Origin of the sequence: Sphingomonas sp. TDK1 (assembly GCF_001650735.1) — a bacterium.
Lineage (GTDB): Bacteria > Pseudomonadota > Alphaproteobacteria > Sphingomonadales > Sphingomonadaceae > Sphingomonas.
Map to the genome: position 1 here is coordinate 488 of NZ_LXVY01000011.1, position 20693 is coordinate 21180.

Sequence of the window (20693 nt, forward strand, 5' to 3'; positions counted from 1 at the left end):
GCATGCGAACGCGCCCCGAAGCAGATACTTCATCGCAAACCTTGATTGTTACTGATGTGTGACGGTGCGGGTACCCGTCGCGGCGGTCGTTTCCAAGACGGCAATCGCGGGTGCCGATCCCGTTTCGGTACTTGGGGCGGGGGGGGGGGGCGGGGGGGGGGGGGGGGGTGTCGCAACCGCGTCACACATGGGGCGCATTGCCGGAGCGCTGCGATCCCCCCTGTGCAGCTGCCTTTCCGTCTGCCATCTTGTCTGTCGACATGCGCCAAGGAACCTCCGCACGATGCCAAGGTTTGCCCCTCCGGGGCCGCATGATCCCCGCGCCCGTCGCCAACATCGAAAGGACCGCATGAGCCGCAAGCCTGTCCCCGCCCAGTCCGGCGAACGTTCCCGGGTAGAGGTGACCTTCGACAAGCCCCAGCTCCTGCCGCAGCTCTTCGGAGAGTTCGATTCCAACCTGCTGATGCTCGAGGAGCGGCTGGGCGTGTATATCCACGCGCGCGGCCAGCGGGTGGTGATCGAAGGCGGCACCGAGGCCGTGGCCCATGCTCGCGAGGTGCTGCAGGAACTGCACAGCCGGGTCATTCGCGGCGAGGAAGTGGATGGCGGGTTGATCGACGCCGTGATCGCGATGTCGAGCGAGCCGATGTTCACCGGCATCGTCCGTGCCGAGCCCACCGGCAATGCGCCCAAGCCCTCCATCATGATTCGCACGCGCAAGAAGACGATCGTGCCGCGCTCGGTGACGCAGACGCATTACATGCGCGAGCTCGCCTCGAACGACCTGATCTTCGCGCTCGGGCCTGCGGGCACCGGCAAGACCTATCTGGCGGTGGCGCAGGCGGTCGCGCAGCTGATTACCGGCAGCGTCCAGCGGCTGATCCTGTCGCGGCCCGCGGTGGAGGCCGGCGAGCGGCTGGGCTTCCTGCCGGGCGACATGAAGGAGAAGGTCGATCCCTATCTCCGCCCGATCTACGACGCGCTCTATGACTGCCTGCCCGCCGAGCAGGTCGAGCGGCGCATCGCCTCGGGCGAGATCGAGATCGCGCCGATCGCCTTCATGCGCGGGCGCACGCTTGCGGACGCGTTCGTCATCCTCGACGAGGCGCAGAACACCACGCCGATGCAGATGAAGATGTTCCTGACGCGCTTCGGCCAGAACAGCCGGATGGTGATCTGCGGTGACCCCAACCAGACCGACTTGCCCGGTGGCCCGAACGCCTCGGGCCTCAACGATGCGGTGAGCCGGCTGGAGGGCGTGGAGGGCATCTCGATGGTCCGCTTCGGCGTCGGCGACGTGGTGCGCCACCCGATCGTCGGCCGCATCGTCGCTGCCTATGAGGGCGACGGTTGAAGGCTCGGATATCCCGTCCTACATTCGGGATATCCCTTTCGGAGGCGCGGCGTGGCATCGCTTTACATCAAGGACCCGGACACCGCGGCGCTTGCGGCTGAGGTCGCGGCCGCGCTCGGTACCACCAAGACCGAAGCGGTGCGCGACAGCCTGTTGCGGCGCAAGGCGGAGCTGGAGGCCAAGGGACGCGCGCAGGACGTGCTCCGCAAGCTCGACGCCCATCGGCGTGCCCATCCGCTGCCGCCGCCGACCGGGCTGCCGGCCGACAAGGCCTTTTTTGATGAGCTGTGGGGCGAGCCTTGACGCTGTTCGTCGACGCATCGGCGATGGTCGCGATCATCGCCGAGGAGCCCGAACGCGATCGGCTGGTGGTCGAGGCTGTCGAGGGCGCGCCGGCGCTCTGGTCGGCGATGGCGGCTTGGGAAACCGTCGCCGCCCTGTCGCGTTCGCGCGAAATGAACATTACCGCGGCACACCAGGAAGCAGCGCTCCATGCCGATCAGCTAGGGCTGACGCTGGTGCCGATCGGTGCGCGGGAGCTGGAACTGGCGCTGGATGCCTATCAGCAGTTCGGCAAGGGGCGCCATCCTGCCGGACTCAACATGGGCGATTGCTTCGCCTATGCCTGCGCCAAATCGCATGATGCGCGTCTCCTGTACAAAGGCGACGACTTCTCCAAGACGGACCTCGCCTGATGCTCGACGTTGCCGCCCTTCCCGAATCCCCCTGGCCCGCCAGCGATTGGGAAGCGCTCGCGCTGCGTGCAGCCGAGGCGGCAATCGCGCAGACCCCCTATGCCGACTGGCAGGGTGCGCCCACCGCGATCGAAGTCGCGGTGCGCTTCACCAGCGACGACGAAGTCCACACGCTCAACCGCCAGTATCGCGACAAGGACAAGCCCACCAACGTGCTGTCCTTCCCGATGATCCAGCCCGATCTGCTCGATGCCGTCACGCAGAACAGCGATGATGGCGAAGTATTGCTGGGCGATATCGTGCTTGCGCACGGCGTCTGTTCGGCCGAAGCCGGCGAGCGCGGCATTTCCGTGGAAGATCATGCCACGCATCTGATTGTCCATGGCATGCTGCATCTGCTAGGCTATGACCATATCGAGGATGGCGAGGCGGAAGCCATGGAGGCGATGGAACAGGCCGCCATGGCGGCGCTGAACCTGCACGATCCCTATCCCGTACGCGAGGATTGAACACCAGCATGAACGAGGGCCCTAGTACCGGCTCGCCCGAACACCGACACGAAAATGGCGGCATCTGGCGCAGTTTGCGCGCACTCCTGTTCGGCGAAGAACAGGAAGAGACGCTGCGTGAGCGGCTGGAAGAAGCCATCGAGGAGCATGAGAGCGACGGCGGCACCCCGCCGGCCGGCGATCTCGCCCCGATCGAGCGGCAGATGCTCAAGAACCTGCTGCATTTCGGCGAGCGTGATGCCGGCGATGTGGGCGTTCCCCGCGCGGACATCATCGCGGTGGAGGAGCAGACCAGCTTCGCCGATCTTGTCCAGCTCTTCGCCGAGGCAGGCCATAGCCGCCTGCCGGTGTATCGCGAGGAGCTCGATACGATCATCGGCATGGTCCACATCAAGGACGTGTTCGAGATCCTGGCCAAGGGCGAGGCCTATCCGCCGAGCATCGCCGGGCTTATCCGCCAGCCGCTCTACGTGCCGCAATCGATGGGCGCGCTCGATCTGCTCGCCCAGATGCGGGTGAAGCGCACGCACCTCGCGATCGTGCTCGACGAATATTCGGGCACCGAGGGCCTGATTACCATCGAGGACCTGATCGAGGAAATCGTCGGCGAGATCGAGGACGAGCATGACGAGGCGCCCGCCGCGCTGATCGTGCCGATCGACGGCGGCGGCTGGGAGGCCGATGCCCGCGCCGAGCTGGAGGATGTCGCCGAGACGGTCGATCCACGCCTCGCCGAAGTGGAAGAGGATGTCGACACGATCGGCGGCCTCGCCTTCGTGCTGGCGGGGCATGTGCCCGCGGTCGGCGAATGCCTGGAGCATGGTAGCGGCTGGAAGCTCGAGGTGATCGACGCCGACGAGCGCAAGGTGAACCGCCTGCGGCTGCATCCTCCCGAAGTGCGGGTGGAAGACGCGGCCTGAATCCTGCGGCGCCCGCATCGCCAAGGGGATGCGGGCGACGCATTAGCGGGCGATCAGTCGACCCACTCCAGTCCGATCTCGCGATAGAGGCCGCGATCCTCTTCCCATTTCGGATTGACCTTGACGTGCAGGTACAGATGGACCGGCACGCCGAGCAGCTTGGACAGCTCGGCACGGGCGCGGCTGCCGATTTCCTTGAGGCGCTGGCCGCCCTTGCCCAGCACGATCGCGCGCTGGGTGTCGCGCGCGACGAGGATCTGCTGGTGGATCTCGACCGAGCCGTCCTCGCGTTCGCTATATTTTTCTGTCTCGATCGCGCTGGCATAGGGCAGCTCGGCATGGAGCTGGAGATAGAGCTGTTCGCGGGTCACTTCGGCGGCAAGCATGCGATCGGTCGCGTCCGAGACCTGGTCCTCGGGGAAATGCCACGCCTCCTGCGGCATTGCGCCGGCCAGCGCTGCCTTGAGCTCCGGCACGCCGTCGCCGGTCTGTGCCGAGACGAAATAGGTCTCGTCGAACGGCAGCGCCTCGTTGAGCTTGGCGGCATGGCCGAGCAGGCGCGGCTTGTCCGCGATGTCGACTTTGTTGAGGATCAGGATCTTGCGGCCCTTGCGGCCGCGCAGGCTGTCGATCACCGCATGGACCTTGGGCCCGATGCCGCCCTTGCCGTCAACGACCAGCGCGACCAGGTCTGCGCCGTCCGTGCCGTCCCAGGCCGCCGCCACCATTGCGCGATCGAGTCGGCGTTCGGGCTCGAAGATGCCCGGCGTGTCGACCAGGATGATCTGGGTGTCGCCTTCGATCGCGATGCCCATCACGCGGGCCCGCGTGGTCTGCGCCTTGGGGCTGACGATGGCGACCTTCTGGCCGACCAGTGCATTGACCAGCGTCGACTTGCCGGCATTCGGTGCGCCGAGGATCGCGACGACGCCGCAGGATTGGGTGTTGGGTTCGGTCATGGGTTCCGATTGTACTTGGGAATGGGGACGGGGGCGAGGGGGCTCGCGGGTTTGACAAAGGTGGCGGTTGCAGCGGGCTAGCCCCTCCCCTTCAGGAGCGGCAGGTGAACCGCGCCCCGCGCGGTTCAGGTCCGCCTGGGAGGCGGACCGGCCTGACGCTGGGTTGGGGTGGGGCCGTGTCTCACAGAGACCAACCTGCGTTCTGGAATCCCTCCACCCCCAACCCCTCCTCCAAGGAGGAGGGGCTAAAGACGTTTCAGCCGCCCAGCTTCGCGAGCAATGCCGCAGCGGCGGCGGTCTCGGCTTCCTGTTTGTTGCTGCCCTCGGCGCTGGCTTCCGCCAGCTTGCCGATCGACACCTTCACGGTGAAGCGCGGCGCGTGGTTCGGCCCGGAGCGGTCGACGATCTCATATTCCGGCGGGCGGCGGTTGCGCGCGGCGGCCCATTCCTGGAGCGCCGACTTGGGATGCTTGGGCGCCTTGGCATGCTCGTCGATCCGGTTGCCCCATGCCTTGCGCACGAAGGCGCGCGCCGCATCGAGCCCGGCCTCGCGATACCAGGCGCCGATCAGCGCTTCCATCACGTCGCCCAGCACATTGTCGCTGTCCGCCGCGCCATCGTCGCGTGCCTGCTTGCCGAGGCGGAGATGCGGCACCACCCCCAGTTCGCGCGCGACGTCGGCGCAGACCGGCCCGGTCACGAGCGAATTGAGGCGGCGGGACAGGGCGCCCTCGGGCTCCTCGGGGAAGCGCTCGAACAGCCATTCGGCGACGACGAGCCCAAGCACGCGGTCGCCGAGGAACTCCAGGCGCTGGTAGTTGCCGGCAGCCTGGCTGCCATGGGTCAGCGCGCGCTGGAAGGCGGGCAGGTCTTTCGCGGGGCGGCCGAACGTCTTCTCGACCCAGCCGCCCAGATCGGGCACGCTCAGAAGCCTTCTCCGATCCGGCTCCACCGTGCTGCGGTGAACCAGGTCCAGGGCAGGAACCAGTTGGCGCTGCCGTCGGTCGACCAGAAGTTCACGACGGCCTTGCCCTCGATATTCTCGATCGGCACGAAGCCGATGCCGCGGCCATAGGGCGGCTGCGGGAAGCGGCTGTCGGTGGAATTGTCGCGATTGTCGCCCATCAGGAACACATGGCCAGCGGGCACGGTGTAGGTGACCGTGTTGTCCTGATCCAGCGTCGCCAGGTCGAGCACGTTATACTGCTTGCCGCTCGGCAGCGTCTCGCGGAACATCGGCATGCTGCAGACCTGCTTGCCCGTCGCATCGGTCTGCACCATCGTCGGCGCGCAGCCGCGGCCTTCGGTCTCGGGGCCGGCAACCGGGTAGTTGGGCGAGATCGGCAGCACGAAATTGGCAATGCGCTGCTTGGGGATGGGCTTGCCGTTCAGGATCACCTGGCCGTTGACCATCTGCACCGTGTCGCCCGGCAGACCGATGACGCGCTTGATCCAGTCCTCACCGTTATGGTTCGGCGCCTTGAACACCACCACGTCGCCGCGTGCCGGGGTGCCGGGGAAGATCCGGCCCGGGATCAGCGGCAGGCTCCACGGCAGCGAGTGCTTGGAATAGCCGTAGTTCCACTTGGTGATGAACAGATAGTCGCCGATCAACAGCCGCGGCAGCATCGACTCGCTCGGAATGCTGAATGGCGAGAAGATGAAGCTGCGCACGACGAACACGATCAGCGCCAGCTTGACCAGGAAGGTGGCGAGGTCGCGCCACTCGGACTTCGGCTTTTCCGGTTTCGCGGCAGGCGCTTGGCTGGTTTCAGGGCGCGAGGCGCCGGTGTCGGCGGTGGAGGGCGTTTCCATGGGGACTGCTCTGCTAGGGCGCGGCGGGGAGGTCAAGCGGCGGAATGAGGCTGGAACGGGCCGGTTCGGGACGATAGGGGAACCCCTGCCACCAAGGAGATGAACATGGCCTTGCCCGACTGGACGCCGATCCGATCCCTCCCCGCCACCAAGCTGACGGACCTGTTTGCTGCCGACGCCGATCGGCTGTCGCGGCTGAGCACCGACGTTGCGGGCATCCATTTCGACTGGTCGAAGACGCACCTGACCGCCGACGCCATTGCGGCCTTTGCCGCGCTGGCGCAGCAAATGGAGTTCACGGCCAAGCGCGACGCGCTGTTCGGCGGCGAGGTGGTCAACGTCACCGAGGGCCGCGCCGCCGAGCACACCGCCGAACGCTATGAGGGCGCGCCCGACAGCGTCGCCCGCGCCCGTGGCCAGCACGAGCGGATGCGCGCGCTGATCGACGCGATCGAGGCCGAGGCGCTGGGGCCGATCCGCCACATCCTCCACATCGGCATCGGCGGTTCGGCGTTGGGCCCGGACCTGCTGGTCGATGCGCTGGGCCGCGACATGGACCGCTACGACGTGGCGATCGTCTCCAATGTCGACGGCGTGGCGCTGGAAAACGCGATGGACGTGTTCGATCCGCAGGCGACGCTGCTCGTCATCGCCAGCAAGACCTTCACCACCACCGAGACCATGCTCAACGCGCAGAGCGCGCTTGCCTGGATGGCCGAGGGCGGCGTCGAGGATCCGTATGGCCAGGTGGTTGCGCTGACCGCCTCGCCGGACAAGGCCGTGGAATGGGGCGTCGACGAAACGCGCGTGCTGCCCTTCTCCGAGAGCGTTGGCGGGCGCTATTCTCTCTGGTCGTCGATCGGTTTCCCGGCGGCGCTGGCGCTGGGCTGGGATGCGTTCGAGGAACTGCTCGAAGGCGCGGCCGAGATGGACCGCCATTTCCGCCTGACCGATCTGCACGAAAATGCGCCTGCGCTCGCGGCGTTCGCGGACCTCTATTACAGCCAGGCGCGCGGCTGCGAGACCCGCGCGACTTTCGCCTATGACGAGCGGCTGAAGCTGCTGCCGAGCTATCTCCAGCAGTTGGAGATGGAATCGAACGGCAAGCGCGTCACCGCCCAGGGTGAAGCGGTGACCTACCCGACCGCGGCGATCACCTGGGGCGGCGTCGGCACCGATGCGCAGCATGCGGTGTTCCAGCTGCTTCACCAGGGCACGCATCTGGTGCCGCTCGAATTCGTCGGCGTGATCGAGGCGGGCGACGCCCTCGCGGAAGACCATCATCGCCAGCTGCTGCTCAACATGTTCGCGCAGGGCGCGGCGCTGATGGCCGGCAAGGGGCATGCGGATCCGGCGCGCGCCTATCCGGGCGACCGGCCGAGCGCGACGCTGCTGCTCGACAGCCTCGATCCGCGCACGCTGGGGGCGCTGATCGCCTTCTACGAGCACCGCGTGTTCGTGAACGCGGTGCTGCTCGGCATCAACCCGTTCGACCAGTTCGGCGTCGAGCTGGGCAAGGAAATGGCCAAGGCGGCCGACAAGGGCGGGCTCGACTTCGATCCCTCCACCAACGATCTGATTCAAAGGGCATTCGGCGCATGAGCGAAGAAGAATATGTGTATGACGAGGCGAGCGGGGAATGGATCCCCGCCGCCGAGGCCGCAGCGAAGGCAGCGGCCGCCGATACGGTGGAAGTGCGCGACTCGGTCGGCAACCTGCTGCAGGACGGCGACCAGGTGACGCTGATCAAGGACCTGACCGTGAAAGGCGCCGGCCAGACGCTCAAGCGCGGCACGCTGATCAAGTCGATCCGCCTGACCGGCGACGCGCAGGAGATCGACTGCAAGTTCGACGGCATCAAGGGGCTGGTCCTGCGCGCGGAGTTCGTCCGCAAGCGGTGACGGCGGGAGGTGGCGGCCCTTGTTTTCGGCCGCCGCACCCTATCTTTCCCTCGACCCCTTTTTCCGGCCTTCCGCGCCGGCGCACCTCCGGAGTGACTCATGTCCGACTTTGACTTCGACCTGTTCGTGATCGGCGCAGGCTCCGGCGGCACGCGCGCCTCGCGCATGTCGGCGGCTTATGGCGCCAAGGTCGCGGTTGCGGAGGAGTATCGCGTCGGCGGCACCTGCGTGATCCGTGGCTGCGTGCCCAAGAAGCTCCTCATCTTCGGCGCGCATTTCGCCGAGGATCTGAAGGACGCCCGCCGCTTCGGCTGGGACGTGCCCGATTGCCATTTCCATTGGCCGACGCTGCGCGACAATGTGCTTGCCGATGTCGATCGGCTCAACGGCCTCTATACCCAGGGGCTGGAGAATAACGGCGTCGAGATCTTCCATGAGCGTGCCACCGTCACCGGCCCGAACGAGGTGACGCTGGCGAGCGGCAAGGTGGTCAGCGCCAAGACGATCCTGATCGCCACCGGCGCGCATCCCCATGTGCCGAGCTTCCCCGGCAGCGAGCATGGCATCACCTCGAACGAAGTGTTCCACCTGGAGACGCTGCCCAAGCGGGTGCTGATCGCCGGCGGCGGCTATATCGCCAACGAGTTCGCGGGCATCTTCAACGAGTTCGGCTCGAAGGTGACGCTGGTCAACCGCACCGACGTGATCCTGCGCGGCTATGACTCGCAGGTACGCGATCGCCTGCTGCAGATTTCGATGACCAAGGGCATCGATTTCCGCTTCTTCGCCGAGTTCGAGAAGATCGAGAAGCAGGCGGACGGCAGCCTGCTCGTTTCGATGAGCGGGCATGATCCGATCGAAGTCGATTGCGTGATGTTCGCCACCGGGCGCGTGCCGAACACCAAGGGCCTTGGGCTGGAAGCGGTGGGCGTGGAGCTTGACGGCCGCGGTGCCGTGAAGGTGGACGCGGACAATCGCAGCACCGTGGGCAGCATCTACGCGGTGGGCGACGTGACCGATCGCGTGCAGCTCACCCCGGTAGCGATCCGCGAGGGCCAGGCCTTTGCCGACACGCTGTTCGGCGGCAAGCCGCACCAGGTCGATTATCACTGCATCCCGAGCGCCGTGTTCAGCCACCCCCCGATCGCGGCGGTGGGCATGACCGAGGGCGAGGCGCGCAATGCGCTGGGTTCGGTGAAAGTCTACACCTCGGACTTCCGCGCGATGAAGAACGTGCTGGCCGGCCGGCACGAGCGTGCGCTGTACAAGATGATCTGCGATGGCGTGACCGGCCGCGTGGTGGGCCTGCACATGATCGGTCCGGACGCGCCGGAAATCCTCCAGGCCGCCGCCGTGGCGGTGAAGGCCGGGCTGACCAAGGACGCGTTCGACGCCACCGTGGCGCTGCACCCGACCATGGCCGAGGAACTGGTGCTGCTGAAGTAAGGCGCGCGCGCGGCTGCCCGGCGGCAGCCGCGCCGCCACGGATGGCGCGGCGTAAAGCGCCTCAGTTGCGGACCTTCAGGGCGTCTGCGTTCCCGAAACCTCGGGATCGTCGAGGCGATCATTCCCGTTTATCCGCTCCGAAGCACTATTCGGGAAAGAGCAATGGGGAGCAGACCTCGGCAAAGTGAACGGCTCGAACGGAATGGGGATGGGCCGCGGGGCGCAGATCGCAACGCAGCTTCCCAGTCGGGATGGCTCATGGCTGCTACCGGCCATAGGCTGACAATGCTACCGCAGTCGAATGTCTGACTTTCCCCGGCCCATTCTGGATTATTGGCGTAGCGCCTTCGAAGGCACTTTGGCCGAGACGCATGGCAATTTCATCCTGTCGGTAGTCCCGACGCTCGACCGCAAGCGTCCGGCGATGATGCTGCTGGGAATGGATGGCTCTGTACAGGCCGCGATCACGCCCGAGCTAGCTTCCGCGATCGACCTCAAGGCACGCATGGCAAGCGTCGCGGCGTTACGCGAGCGCTTGGAAAACGAGGGTATCACGTTCCACGATCCAGACTTTCTCTTCTACCTACCTGCCAATGCGGGTCCAGAAGCAGGTAGCCTAGCGTCTGCTCGGCAGCTCACCGAAGAGGACCGGGCGGCGTTTGATACCTTTTATGCAGCAGCATCGAAGCACGATCGGGAAGATGCCTATGTCGAGCTTGACCACTGGGCCGTGTTCGGCTGCTTCGAGGGTGAGCGTCTGGTAACCGCCGCCAGCGCGATCTTGTGGAAGGACAGCCCGATGGCTGACCTGGGCGTTCTGACGCTCCCTGATGCGCGCGGTAAAGGGCATGCGCGTGCCGCCGTTCAGTCGATCAACGGGTTTGCCCGCCAGCAGGGATATGAGCCGCAGTATCGATGCCAGATGGACAACCACGCGTCGGTCGCATTGGCAAAGGCGTGCGGACTGGTGTTGTTCGGCAAGTGGATTGTGGCCGCTGGGGAGTAAGCGAACACTTTCCCATTTCCCAATCATGTTCGGGACGACGGCTCCTCGCCACGAGCAACGATGCCCTGCCGGCCGCCAAACGGTCACCGGCCTTCATCTGCACTTCTTGACGCGCATCGGCCTCGCGCAAGTCGAAATAGTCTACTGCACCAACGTCGAACGTCAGGATCTGCAAATCCCCGTCTTCGCTGGCGTGAGCAAGCAACGTCGCCTCCGCCCCCGCTCTAGAGGCGCTTAGGTAAAGCGTCGGCCGATCAGGCCTCGGGTAACGTCCGGCCAATCCTGATCCGGCCGCTATTCGGCCGCTACGGCTGTGGGTGCTTCCGCTTTGCGCGATAGCCAGATCGTCGTTGCGAGGTCCCAGGTGACGTTGCCGACGGTGCGCATGATGTCCGGCAGCGTCTCCACCGCGACCAGCAGGCCCAGTGGCGTGATCGGTGCGCCGATCGTCGCAGCGACCGGCGAGATCGCGCTGACATAGCTCACCGTGCCCGGCAGGCTGACCGAACCCAGCGAGGTCAGCATCGCCACGACCGCGCCGACGAACAGAGTCGTCGGGTGCAGCGGCACGCCGAACCATTCCGCGACATAGATGGCGACGGCAAAGTTCATCGCCGGCCCGGTCGACCGGAAGATCGCCACCGCCAGCGGCATGGTCACGCCCGAGACCGCGACCGGCACGCCGACTTCTTCGGCGCCCTCGATCATCACCGGCAGCGTCGCCAGCGACGACTGGGTACTGAGCGCCACCGCCTGGCTGGGCAGCGCCGCGCGGAACATCCGGCCCAGACCGATGCGGCCGCCGAGCACGGCTGCGGGATAGGCGAGCAGCGTGATGACCAGCCCCACCGCCGAAACGATCAGGATATAGTGGAGCAGCGCGCCGAACGCACCGGTGCCCGCCTTGGCGCCGACGACCAGCGCCAGCGCGAACACGCCGACGGGACCGATCCACAGCACCCAGTCGATCACCACCAGCATCACGTCGCGTACCGCGACGAAGAAGTTGGTGAGCAGCGTGCGCGATTCCGTCGCGACCCGCGTGATCGCGAAGGCGAAGACCAGCGAGAAGATGATCAGCGACAGGAAGGCGTTTTCCGCTGCCGCCTTGACGATATTGGCGGGAATGATGGCGGCGAGGAACTCGCCCAGCGGCGGCACAGGACCGATCTTCTCGGCGCCGGTCAGTGCGGCGCGCAGGCTGGCAGCGGATTCCTGCGGCAGCGGCGCGATCTTGAGGAACAGCGGCGTCAGCAACGCGGCGAGCAGCGCCGAGCAGAACAGCAACACGACATAGAGCGCGATCGCCCGGCCGGCGAGCCTGCCGGCGGCAGCCGCTTCGGCCGTCGCAGTGACGCCGGTGATCAGCAGCGCCACGACCAGCGGCACGATCGTCATCTGCAGGCCGTTGAGCCATGCCTGGCCGACCGGTTGCGCCCAACCGGCGATCGTCAGACCCCATTGCGGGGAAAAAGCCGCCAATGCGGCGCCGACCGCGAGCCCGGCCAGCAGGGAAAGAAGAATACGGGTAGGTTGCGACATGCTCGCCCTTTGAGATTTTCGCCGCTATCACAGCACGCACACAACGCCACAAGGGCGCGAGAACGAGACGCATGGCAAGAAAATATTTCGGCACGGACGGCATTCGCGGCGCCACCAACCTTGCACCGATGACGGCGGCGATGGCGATGAAGGTGGGCATGGCCGCCGGCGCACACTTCCGCCGCGGCGATCACCGCCATCGCGTGGTGATCGGCAAGGACACCCGACTTTCCGGCTATATGCTGGAAAATGCGATGGTTGCCGGCTTCACCAGCGTGGGCATGGACGTGGTGCTGGTCGGCCCGATGCCGACGCCTGCGGTGGCGATGCTCACCCATTCGATGCGGGCCGATCTGGGCGTGATGATCTCGGCCAGCCACAATCCCTATTTCGACAACGGCATCAAGCTGTTCGGGCCGGACGGGTTCAAGCTTTCCGATGCCGATGAAGAGGCGATCGAGGCGCTGATCGACGGCGACGTGCCGCTGGCTCCTTCCGCCGATATCGGCCGCGCCCGCCGCGTCGAGGACGCGCGCGGCCGCTACATCCACTTCGCCAAATCGACCTTCCCCTCCGACCTGACGCTCGATGGCCTCAAGGTGGTCGTCGATTGCGCCAATGGCGCGGCCTATCAGGTCGCACCCTCGGCGCTGTGGGAACTGGGCGCGGAGGTCGTGTCGATCGGCGTCAGCCCCAACGGCAAGAACATCAACGACGGTGTCGGCTCCACCGCGCCGCAGGTGCTGAGCGAGACGGTGGTCGGCTCGGGCGCGGCGCTGGGCATTGCGCTCGACGGCGATGCCGACCGGCTGATCGTGGTGGACGAGACCGGCACCGTGATCGACGGCGACCAGCTGATGGCGCTGATCGCGACCGGCTGGGCGCGGCAGGGCAAGCTGGCCGGGGGCGGGCTGGTCGCCACCGTGATGTCGAACCTGGGGCTGGAGCGGCACCTCGCCGCGCAGGGCCTCGGCCTGGTGCGCACCAAGGTGGGCGACCGCTATGTGCTCGAGAAGATGCGCGGCTCGGGCTACAATGTCGGCGGCGAGCAGAGCGGGCACATCATCCTCTCCGACTATGCGACCACCGGCGATGGCCTGGTGGCGGCGCTGCAGGTGCTGGCGGAGATCGTTCGCGCAGGGGCGCCGGCGAGCGAAGTGCTGCACCGCTTCGAGCCGCTGCCGCAGTTGCTCAAGAACGTCCGCTTCGCCGGAGGGAAGCCGCTGGAGGACGGGCGCGTCAAGGACGTGATCGCCGCCGCCGAGGCAGAGCTGAAGGGGCGCGGCCGCTTGGTGATCCGCGCCTCCGGTACCGAGCCGGTGATCCGCGTGATGGCCGAAGGCGACGACAAGGGGCAGGTGGAGACGGTGGTGGACCGTATCTGCGACGCGGTGCGCGTGGCGGCGGGGTAAACGGTCAGGCGTCGCCTAAGGGTAGCTTCATGGATCGCTCTCCGCACATTTTGGGCGCCGCGTCGAATTTGCTAGGCATCGCCCTGCTCATCATCACCGGCCTCAAGCTGACCAAGGTCGCCGATCAGACGATCGCGGACGAGGTGGCGATGGGCGCGTGCCTGTGCTTCGCCATCAGCTGCCTGCTCTCCTATCTCGCGATCCGCTCGCCGGAGTCGACGCGCACGGAGGACATTGCGGACAAGGCCTTTCTTTCCGGGCTGGCGGCGCTCCTGATCGCGGTGCTGATCGTTGCCTTCAACCCGCCGCGCTGAGCGGCGCTTGCCTCCCGCGGCAAGGTGACTAGAAGGTTGCCCGATGCTGGAAATGCGGCCCGATTGCGAACGCTGCGGCGTCGACCTCCCCGCCGATACCGGCGGCGCGTTCATCTGCTCGTTCGAATGCACCTTCTGCGCAGAATGCGCCGACGCGATGGACGAGCGCTGCCCCAATTGCGGCGGCGAACTGCTCGATCGTCCCGCGCGGGTCGGCGACGCGCTAAAACGGCATCCGGCATCCACCGAGCGCAAGCACAAGGGATAAGGCCATGGGCGCACGCGTGCTGATCATCGCAGGTTCGGATTCCGGTGGTGGCGCCGGAATCCAGGCGGACATCAAGACCGTCACCATGCTGGGTGGGCACGCGATGACGGCGATCACCGCCATCACCGCGCAGAACACGGTAGGCGTGCAGGCCGTGCACCCCGTACCGACCGATATGGTGCTCGCGCAGATCGACTCGGTGGTGCGCGATATCGGCGTGGACGCGGTGAAGATCGGCATGATCGGCTCTGCCCGCACCGCGCTGGCGGTGGCCGAGCGGCTGGACGAACTGCCCGGCGTGCCGGTGGTGTTCGATCCGGTGATGGTCGCGACCAGCGGTGCGCGGCTCGCCGACGAGGCGACCGTCGCCGCGTTCGAACGGCTGATGGACCGCGCGACGGTGGTGACGCCCAACCTGCCCGAGCTGGAGGCGCTGGGCCGCGATCCGCAGGAGATCGTGGCGGCGCATCGCTGCGCGGTGCTGGTGAAGGGCGGGCATGGCGCTGGGCCGGAGGTGGTCGACACGCTCTACTCCGCCGACCCGGAGGATCCGCCGCAGATCGAGTGGCGCGATCCCAGGATCGACACCGCGAACACACATGGCACAGGCTGCACGCTCGCCTCGGCGATCGCCTGCGGGCTCGCCTGCGAATGGGACCTGCCCGAGGCGGTGAGCCGCGCGCGGCGCTTCGTGCGGATCGCGATGCGCGAGGCCGAAGGGGTGGGGCGCGGCCCTGGTCCGATGGCGCAGCAGGCGGTGCGGCTCGACCTCAACATGAGCTTTTTCGAGCCGATGCTGAACCAGGTGACGGTGCCGGCCAAGGACCTCGCCGCCAGCGAGCGCTTCTACCGGCTGCTCGGCCTGCGGCAGGTGGTGCGGGCATCCCCCCGCTACGCCCGGTTCGAGACCGAAGGCGGCGCCACCTTCTCGATCGCGACCGACGAGGCGTATACCGCCCCGGTCGTCTATTTCGAATGCGGCGACCTCGACGTGACCGTCGCCTATCTCCAGCAGCAGGGCTTCCGCTTCGAGCAGGAACCCAGGGACGAAAAATGGGGCTGGCGCGAGGCACGCTTACGCGATCCCGCCGGCAACGCGGTTCGTCTCTATCAGGCTGGCGAGATGCGCCGCTTTCCGCCATGGCGGATCGAGGACGATGCCTGACCTTTCCTACGAGACCCGTTATTTCCAGCTCCACGCCGGCCCGGTCGCCGGGGTGGACGAAGCCGGCCGCGGTCCGCTCGCCGGGCCCGTGGTCGCCGCCGCGGTGGTGCTGGACCCGGATTGCATCCCCGAGGGCATCAACGATTCGAAGGCGCTGACCGCCGCCAAGCGCGCCCGGCTGTGCGAGGAACTGCTTGCCTGCGCGAAAGTGGGGGTGGGGATCGCCAGCGTCGAGGAGATCGACCGGCTCAACATCCTCTGGGCGACGATGCTGGCGATGACGCGCGCGGTGGAGTCCCTGGGCTTCCCGCCGGCCTTCGTGCTGGTGGACGGCAATCGCTGCCCCAAATGGGATCACCGCAGCGAGGCCGTGGTCAGCGGCGACGCGCTGTGCCTGTCCATCGCCGCAGCCTCGATCGTCGCCAAGCATCGGCGCGACTGCATGATGGTGGAACTGGACGCGCAATTCCCCGGCTATGGCTGGGCGTCGAACAAAGGTTATGGCGGCAAGGCGCACCAGCAAGCGCTGCGCACGCTGGGGCCGACGCCGCACCATCGCCGCAGCTTCGCGCCGGTAGCGCAGGCGCATCTCGACTTCGGGCAAATCGCCGCCGAATAACCCGGCAAATTTTGCCTAGTGCACCCGCAGGCCCCGCCTCTGTCCTACAATGAGAGGATAGCAGCGGGAGGAGCGGGCATGGCATATCTGGGCAGCATGATACGGGGGTCGGCCGGCGGGTTTCAGCCCGTGACGCGCTACGATCCGGTGCTGGCCGAACTGCTGCGCGAGGCGATCATCGGCCCGGCGAGCTTTCACGAGATGGCGGCGATGGTCCGCTATGCCGAATCGCGCGGGCTGGGGGCGATCCGCTTCCGCTTCGACGACGATGCTGCGCTGACCCATCCCACCCATCCGCTGCACGTCGCCTTCCTCGAGACGCTGCGCGATCCCGCGCTGGCCAGCAGCTATGCGGATCTCGGCGAGATCGCGCCGTGGCGCGAGCGGGCGCTTGCGACGCGGCTGCCCTCCGACATGCTGGGTGCGCGCGCCAGCCGCAAGGCGCTGCGGACCGCGATCCAGGCGCAGGGCACCTCCTGGGAGGTTCGGGTGGCGCTGTGCGTGGCGGCACGCATCCGATTCGGCGGCGAGGCCGAATGGTTCGGCCGCGAGGCGCAGGCACTGTATGAAATGGGCCTGTTCACCCAGGCCCGCGCCCGGCTTGCGGCCAGCGTTGCGGGCGGCGGCGAGGCCATTGCGATCGGTTGAATCGTTTGCGGAACGTTCCAGCTTATCCACAGGCCGGGAAAATTTTCGCCGGATGGAAACTGAGTCTTTCGCGCCACACCTACCAGTGCTTGGGCCTGTGGATAACTTCTTGACTCAAGATATGGCGGGTGCCGAAATGTTCCGCCCGTCCAAGGGCCTGCTTGGGGTCACCACCCGGCGATCCCCCCTCTTGACGGAGGAGTCGCTCGGCCCCGAATAGGGATGCCTTTTGAGCGAAGGGGCAATGATTCATGGGCGTGCTGGAGAAGGTCAAACGGGCGGGTGCGCGCGTCGCGAAGCAGGCGCCGGCCGTGCTGCCGCTGGACACGATCCTGCGCCAGGATTGCATCGAGGCGATGCGCGGGCTGCCCGACAAGTCGATCGACATGATCTTCGCGGATCCGCCGTACAATCTGCAGCTGGGCGGCGACCTCAACCGTCCCGACGGCAGCCATGTCGACGCGGTGACCGATGAGTGGGACAAGTTCGACAGCCTCGCGGCCTATGACAAGTTCACCCGCGAATGGCTGGCCCAGGCGCGGCGCATCCTGAAGGACGACGGCACGATCTGGGTGATCGGCAGCTATCACAACATCTTCAAGGTGGGCTCGGCGATCCAGGACCTGGGCTTCTGGATCCTCAACGACATCATCTGGCGCAAGGCCAATCCGATGCCCAATTTCAAGGGCACGCGGTTCACCAACGCGCACGAAACGCTGATCTGGGCGTCGAAGGGCGAGAAGTCGCGCTACACCTTCAACTATCGTTCGATGAAGACGCTCAACGACGAACTGCAGATGCGCAGCGACTGGGAATTCCCGATCTGCAGCGGGCAGGAGCGGCTGAAGAAGAACGGCACCAAGGTTCACCCCACGCAGAAGCCCGAGGCGCTGCTGTACCGCGTGCTGCTGGCCTGCACAAAGCCCGGCGACGTGGTGCTCGATCCCTTCTTCGGCACCGGCACCACGGGTGCGGTGGCGAAGCGCCTCGGCCGGCGCTGGATCGGCATCGATCGTGAGGGCGTCTATGTCGAGGCGGCGCTGGAACGCATCGCCGCCGCCCTGCCGCTCGACGAAAGCGCATTGCAGACGATGCAGGCGCCCAAGGCCGCGCCGCGCGTGGCGTTCGGCCAGCTGGTCGAGAATGGCTATCTCGCGCCGGGCACCGTGCTCAGCGACCACAAGGCGCGCTGGCGGGCCACGGTGGGCGCGGACGGCTCGCTCAGCTGCGACGGGCAGGCAGGCTCGATCCACAAGCTGGGCGCGACCCTCCAGGGCGCGCCGAGCTGCAACGGCTGGACCTTCTGGCATTACGAGGAGCAGGGCGGTCTCAAGCCGATCGACGCGCTGCGCCAGACCTACCTTTTGGCCACGCAGCCTTAAGCTGCCTTCCGCAAGTCCCCCTCCCGCAAGCGGGAGGGGAGCGAAGGTTGAGAGGGTTGCGCTTTTATTGCGAGCGTTGCGCCGGTAGCACGGCGCCATGCTCGATCTTCCCCCCGCCGCCCGCCTGTACCTCCGCCCCATCCAGTTCGTCGACACGCCGATCGGTCGCGATGGCGAGGTCGCGCGATTGGCGGGGGGGCTGTTGTGGTTCTCCGCCTATGAGCTGATCGCGGTGGAACATGGCCGGCGCACCCTCCAGCGTGCCGTCTCCGTCGCGGAAGCCGAGGCCGATCCGCGTCTGGCACCCATCGCCGCGCGCATCACCGCGGCCCGTCCGCCGCTGACCCTCGGGCCGCGCACGCTGCGCTTCGATCAGCCCCAGGTCATGGCGATCCTCAACATGACGCCCGACAGCTTTTCCGATGGCGGCAAGCATCTTGGCGACCCCGCCGCGGCCGCGCAGTCGGGCGTCGATATGAGCATCGCCGGCGCGGCGATCCTCGACATCGGCGGCGAATCCACGCGGCCCGGTGCCGCAACGGTTTGGGAAGGCGACGAGATCGCCCGCGTCGTGCCGGTGATCGAGCGGCTGGCGGCGAGCGGCGCGGCGATCTCGATCGACACCCGCAAGGCCGCCGTGATGGAGGCGGCGCTCGCGGCGGGCGCGCACCTCGTCAACGATGTCTCGGCGCTGCTCTACGATGATCGTGCGCTGGACGTGGTGGCGCGCGCGGGCTGCCCCGTGGTGCTGATGCACGCAACCGATCCCAAACATGGGGCCAAGGGCAAGGGGGATTACGCCGATCCGCTGCTGCAGGTCTATGACTGGCTGGAGGCGCGCGTGGAGGCCGCAGTGGCGGCAGGCGTCGATCGTTCGAGGATCGTCATCGATCCCGGTATCGGCTTCGGCAAGTCGCTGACGGACAATCTCGCGCTGATGAACGGCCTGGCGCTGTTCCACGGGCTGGGCTGTCCCATCCTGCTGGGCGCGAGCCGCAAGCGCGTGGTCGGCGCGCTGGCAAATGAGGCGCCGGCCGAACAGCGGCTGGGCGGTTCGCTGGCGCTGGCGCTGAAGGGCGCCGCGCTGGGCGTGCAGCTGCTGCGCGTCCACGACGTGTTCGAAAGCGTCCAGGCGCTGCGGGTGTGGCGCGGCATGCAGGATGCCGCGCTCACCGCGCCTCACGCCGCCGTCTGATCGATCCCCAGCTCGCCGAGCTTGCGGTAGAGCGTCGAGCGGCCGATGCCGAGGCGGCGGGCGACTTCGGTCATCCGCCCGCGATAATGGCCGATCGCGAGGCGGATCACGTCCGCTTCGATTTCATCGAGCGGGCGAAGATTGCCGTCCGGGCGGAACAGCGAGATGCCGCCGGTGCCGCCGTTGTTCGCTGTCGCCCCGCCCGGAGCGGACATCGGGCGGCCCTGCGCGATCTGGGCGATCTGCGGGAAGTCCTCGCGGGTCAGTCCTTCCTCGTCGCAGAGCACCGCTGCGCGGAACAACGCGTTCTGCAGCTGGCGGACATTGCCCGGCCAGTCATAGGCGGTAAGCAGCTGGAGCGCATCGTCGGTGATGGTGAGCGCGCGCAGGCCCGGCTGCTCGGCGATTCGCGCGAGCAGGTGGCGCACCAGCGCGGGAATGTCGCCGGCGCGTTCGCGCAGCGGCGGGATCGTCACCTGGACGACGTTGAGGCGATAATAGAGGTCCTCGCGGAAGCGGCCGGCCTCCACCTCGGCCAGAAGCGGCACGTTGCTGGCGGCGATCACCCGGACGTCCACTTCGCGCGAATGGCGCGCGCCGAGCGGCTGGATCTCGCTGGTCTGCAGCATGCGCAGCAATTTGACCTGCGCCTCCAGCGGCATTTCGCTGACTTCGTCGAGGAAGATGGTGCTGCTATCGGCATCCTGCAGGCGACCGATCTTGCGTTCGAACGCGCCGGTGAAGGCGCCTTCCTCGTGCCCGAACAGTTCCGACTCGACGAGATTGGCCGGGATCGAGCCGCAATTGACGCAGACCAGCTCGTTGCGGGCGCGCGGCGATGCGCCGTGGATCGCCTCGGCGACGACGTGCTTGCCGACGCCGCTTTCGCCCTCGATCAGCACCGGCACGCGGGCGCGCGCGGCCTTGGCGGCGACGGCCAATGCTGCGCGGAATTGCGGCGCCGAGCCGACGATTTCCGCAAAGCCGAGATTGGCGGTGAGCTTTTCGGTGAGCGGGCGCAGTTCGCCCGCGCTGCTACCGCCCATCGCGCTTTCCAGCGCGGCAAGCAGGCGCTCGGAAGCGATCGGCTTCACCAGGAAGTCGCTTGCCCCGGCGCGCATCGCACCGACCGCGGCGGCGACCGAGCCGTTTGCCGCGAGCACCAGGATCGGCAGATGCGGCCGGCGGGCGCGCAGCTCCGCGATCAGGAAGGCGGCGTCCGAATCGGAGGCTGGATGATCGAGCAGGATGGCGTCCACCGCCAGGCCGTCGGGCGTGCCGAGCGTCGCCAGCGCGCCCTCCGCGTCATCGGCAAATATGGTCCGCCAGCTGCGCCGCGAAGCGATCGCGGCGACAAGACGCCGCTGGGCCGGCTCCGAATCGATCAGCAACAATAGACGTTGCCCGTTGCGCGTCATGCCGAATTCCGTCCCCAATGTCCCGTTTCGAGCCGCATCGGTTAAGCCATAGGCGTAAAGTTCGGCTTAAGCAGGGCCGAATTTGTTCTTGGGGCGGCGGGGTTGAGGGGCGCCGAAGCAGCGGT

At 67.1% G+C, this 20693-nt stretch carries 22 protein-coding genes; 17 read left to right on the forward strand and 5 right to left on the reverse strand.

Annotated features, from left to right (window positions below):
• Nucleotides 1-349 precede the first annotated feature (349 nt).
• Genes A7X12_RS09295 through A7X12_RS09315 form a run of 5 tightly spaced genes read left to right on the forward strand, consistent with a single transcriptional unit; the run spans nucleotide 350 to nucleotide 3478 of the window.
• A complete protein-coding gene (locus A7X12_RS09295; protein WP_064311368.1) occupies nucleotides 350-1354 on the forward strand; it encodes a PhoH family protein in 1005 nt (334 codons plus the stop codon).
• Nucleotides 1355-1405: 51 nt separating this feature from the next.
• Nucleotides 1406-1657, forward strand: coding sequence for a type II toxin-antitoxin system VapB family antitoxin (locus tag A7X12_RS09300; RefSeq protein WP_064311369.1), 252 nt, complete (start codon nucleotides 1406-1408; stop codon nucleotides 1655-1657).
• Complete coding sequence (locus tag A7X12_RS09305; protein WP_064311370.1) at nucleotides 1654-2049, forward strand: type II toxin-antitoxin system VapC family toxin; 396 nt, start codon at nucleotides 1654-1656, stop codon at nucleotides 2047-2049. The genes A7X12_RS09300 and A7X12_RS09305 overlap by 4 nt, the downstream gene beginning before the upstream one ends.
• Nucleotides 2049-2558, forward strand: coding sequence for an rRNA maturation RNase YbeY (ybeY, locus tag A7X12_RS09310; RefSeq protein WP_064311371.1), 510 nt, complete (start codon nucleotides 2049-2051; stop codon nucleotides 2556-2558). The genes A7X12_RS09305 and ybeY overlap by 1 nt, the downstream gene beginning before the upstream one ends.
• An 8-nt stretch (nucleotides 2559-2566) precedes the next feature.
• Entirely contained in the window at nucleotides 2567-3478 is a 912-nt protein-coding gene (locus A7X12_RS09315) for a hemolysin family protein (protein ID WP_064311372.1), read from the forward strand.
• A 53-nt stretch (nucleotides 3479-3531) separates the two neighbouring features.
• On the opposite strand, the gene era is transcribed toward A7X12_RS09315, so the two are convergent.
• The 3 genes from era to lepB form a co-directional block, all read right to left on the reverse strand.
• A complete protein-coding gene (era, locus tag A7X12_RS09320) occupies nucleotides 3532-4437 on the reverse strand; it encodes a GTPase Era (RefSeq protein ID WP_064311373.1) in 906 nt (301 codons plus the stop codon).
• A 256-nt stretch (nucleotides 4438-4693) separates the two neighbouring features.
• Complete coding sequence (gene rnc / locus A7X12_RS09325; RefSeq protein WP_064311374.1) at nucleotides 4694-5359, reverse strand: ribonuclease III; 666 nt, start codon at nucleotides 5357-5359, stop codon at nucleotides 4694-4696.
• 2 nt (nucleotides 5360-5361) lie between these two features.
• Nucleotides 5362-6252 (reverse strand): signal peptidase I, encoded by an 891-nt coding sequence (gene lepB, locus A7X12_RS09330; RefSeq protein ID WP_064311375.1) that lies wholly within the window; start codon nucleotides 6250-6252, stop codon nucleotides 5362-5364.
• Between the two features lie 105 nt (nucleotides 6253-6357).
• Here lepB and pgi point away from each other — a divergent pair, with 105 nt between their 5' ends.
• The 4 genes from pgi to A7X12_RS09350 all read left to right on the forward strand — a co-directional run bounded on the left by pgi (nucleotide 6358) and on the right by A7X12_RS09350 (nucleotide 10605).
• Entirely contained in the window at nucleotides 6358-7854 is a 1497-nt protein-coding gene (pgi, locus tag A7X12_RS09335) for a glucose-6-phosphate isomerase (RefSeq protein WP_064311422.1), read from the forward strand.
• The gene (locus tag A7X12_RS09340; RefSeq protein WP_064311376.1) at nucleotides 7851-8153 is read left to right on the forward strand and encodes an alkylphosphonate utilization protein; all 303 of its coding nucleotides are present in this window, start codon (nucleotides 7851-7853) and stop codon (nucleotides 8151-8153) included. Before pgi ends, A7X12_RS09340 begins: the two co-directional genes overlap by 4 nt.
• A gap of 99 nt (nucleotides 8154-8252) precedes the next feature.
• On the forward strand, nucleotides 8253-9599 hold the full coding sequence (gorA, locus tag A7X12_RS09345; protein WP_064311377.1) for a glutathione-disulfide reductase: 1347 nt from the start codon (nucleotides 8253-8255) through the stop codon (nucleotides 9597-9599).
• A gap of 301 nt (nucleotides 9600-9900) precedes the next feature.
• Entirely contained in the window at nucleotides 9901-10605 is a 705-nt protein-coding gene (locus A7X12_RS09350) for a GNAT family N-acetyltransferase (protein ID WP_064311378.1), read from the forward strand.
• 294 nt (nucleotides 10606-10899) lie between these two features.
• On the opposite strand, the gene A7X12_RS09355 is transcribed toward A7X12_RS09350, so the two are convergent.
• Nucleotides 10900-12147, reverse strand: a complete 1248-nt coding sequence (locus A7X12_RS09355) for a dicarboxylate/amino acid:cation symporter (protein WP_064311379.1) — start codon at nucleotides 12145-12147, stop codon at nucleotides 10900-10902.
• Between the two features lie 71 nt (nucleotides 12148-12218).
• Here A7X12_RS09355 and glmM point away from each other — a divergent pair, with 71 nt between their 5' ends.
• The 8 genes from glmM to folP all read left to right on the forward strand — a co-directional run bounded on the left by glmM (nucleotide 12219) and on the right by folP (nucleotide 19150).
• Entirely contained in the window at nucleotides 12219-13559 is a 1341-nt protein-coding gene (glmM, locus tag A7X12_RS09360; protein ID WP_064311380.1) for a phosphoglucosamine mutase, read from the forward strand.
• A gap of 29 nt (nucleotides 13560-13588) precedes the next feature.
• Nucleotides 13589-13873 carry a hypothetical protein gene (locus A7X12_RS09365; protein ID WP_064311381.1) on the forward strand — a complete coding sequence of 95 codons (285 nt, stop codon included), beginning with the start codon at nucleotides 13589-13591 and terminating at the stop codon, nucleotides 13871-13873.
• A gap of 43 nt (nucleotides 13874-13916) precedes the next feature.
• A complete protein-coding gene (locus A7X12_RS09370; RefSeq protein ID WP_064311382.1) occupies nucleotides 13917-14141 on the forward strand; it encodes a DUF1272 domain-containing protein in 225 nt (74 codons plus the stop codon).
• A gap of 4 nt (nucleotides 14142-14145) precedes the next feature.
• Nucleotides 14146-15306, forward strand: a complete 1161-nt coding sequence (gene thiD / locus A7X12_RS09375) for a bifunctional hydroxymethylpyrimidine kinase/phosphomethylpyrimidine kinase (RefSeq protein ID WP_064311383.1) — start codon at nucleotides 14146-14148, stop codon at nucleotides 15304-15306.
• Nucleotides 15299-15925, forward strand: a complete 627-nt coding sequence (locus A7X12_RS09380) for a ribonuclease HII (protein WP_064311384.1) — start codon at nucleotides 15299-15301, stop codon at nucleotides 15923-15925. Before thiD ends, A7X12_RS09380 begins: the two co-directional genes overlap by 8 nt.
• A 78-nt stretch (nucleotides 15926-16003) precedes the next feature.
• On the forward strand, nucleotides 16004-16573 hold the full coding sequence (locus tag A7X12_RS09385) for a hypothetical protein (protein WP_064311385.1): 570 nt from the start codon (nucleotides 16004-16006) through the stop codon (nucleotides 16571-16573).
• A 251-nt stretch (nucleotides 16574-16824) separates the two neighbouring features.
• Complete coding sequence (locus tag A7X12_RS09390) at nucleotides 16825-17955, forward strand: site-specific DNA-methyltransferase (RefSeq protein ID WP_064311386.1); 1131 nt, start codon at nucleotides 16825-16827, stop codon at nucleotides 17953-17955.
• Nucleotides 17956-18052: 97 nt separating this feature from the next.
• Nucleotides 18053-19150: a dihydropteroate synthase gene (folP, locus tag A7X12_RS09395; RefSeq protein WP_064311387.1), complete on the forward strand. Its 1098-nt coding sequence runs from the start codon at nucleotides 18053-18055 to the stop codon at nucleotides 19148-19150.
• On the opposite strand, the gene A7X12_RS09400 is transcribed toward folP, so the two are convergent.
• Complete coding sequence (locus tag A7X12_RS09400; RefSeq protein WP_064311388.1) at nucleotides 19135-20568, reverse strand: sigma-54-dependent transcriptional regulator; 1434 nt, start codon at nucleotides 20566-20568, stop codon at nucleotides 19135-19137. The two genes, folP and A7X12_RS09400, sit on opposite strands and share 16 nt — an antisense overlap.
• Nucleotides 20569-20693 lie beyond the last annotated feature (125 nt).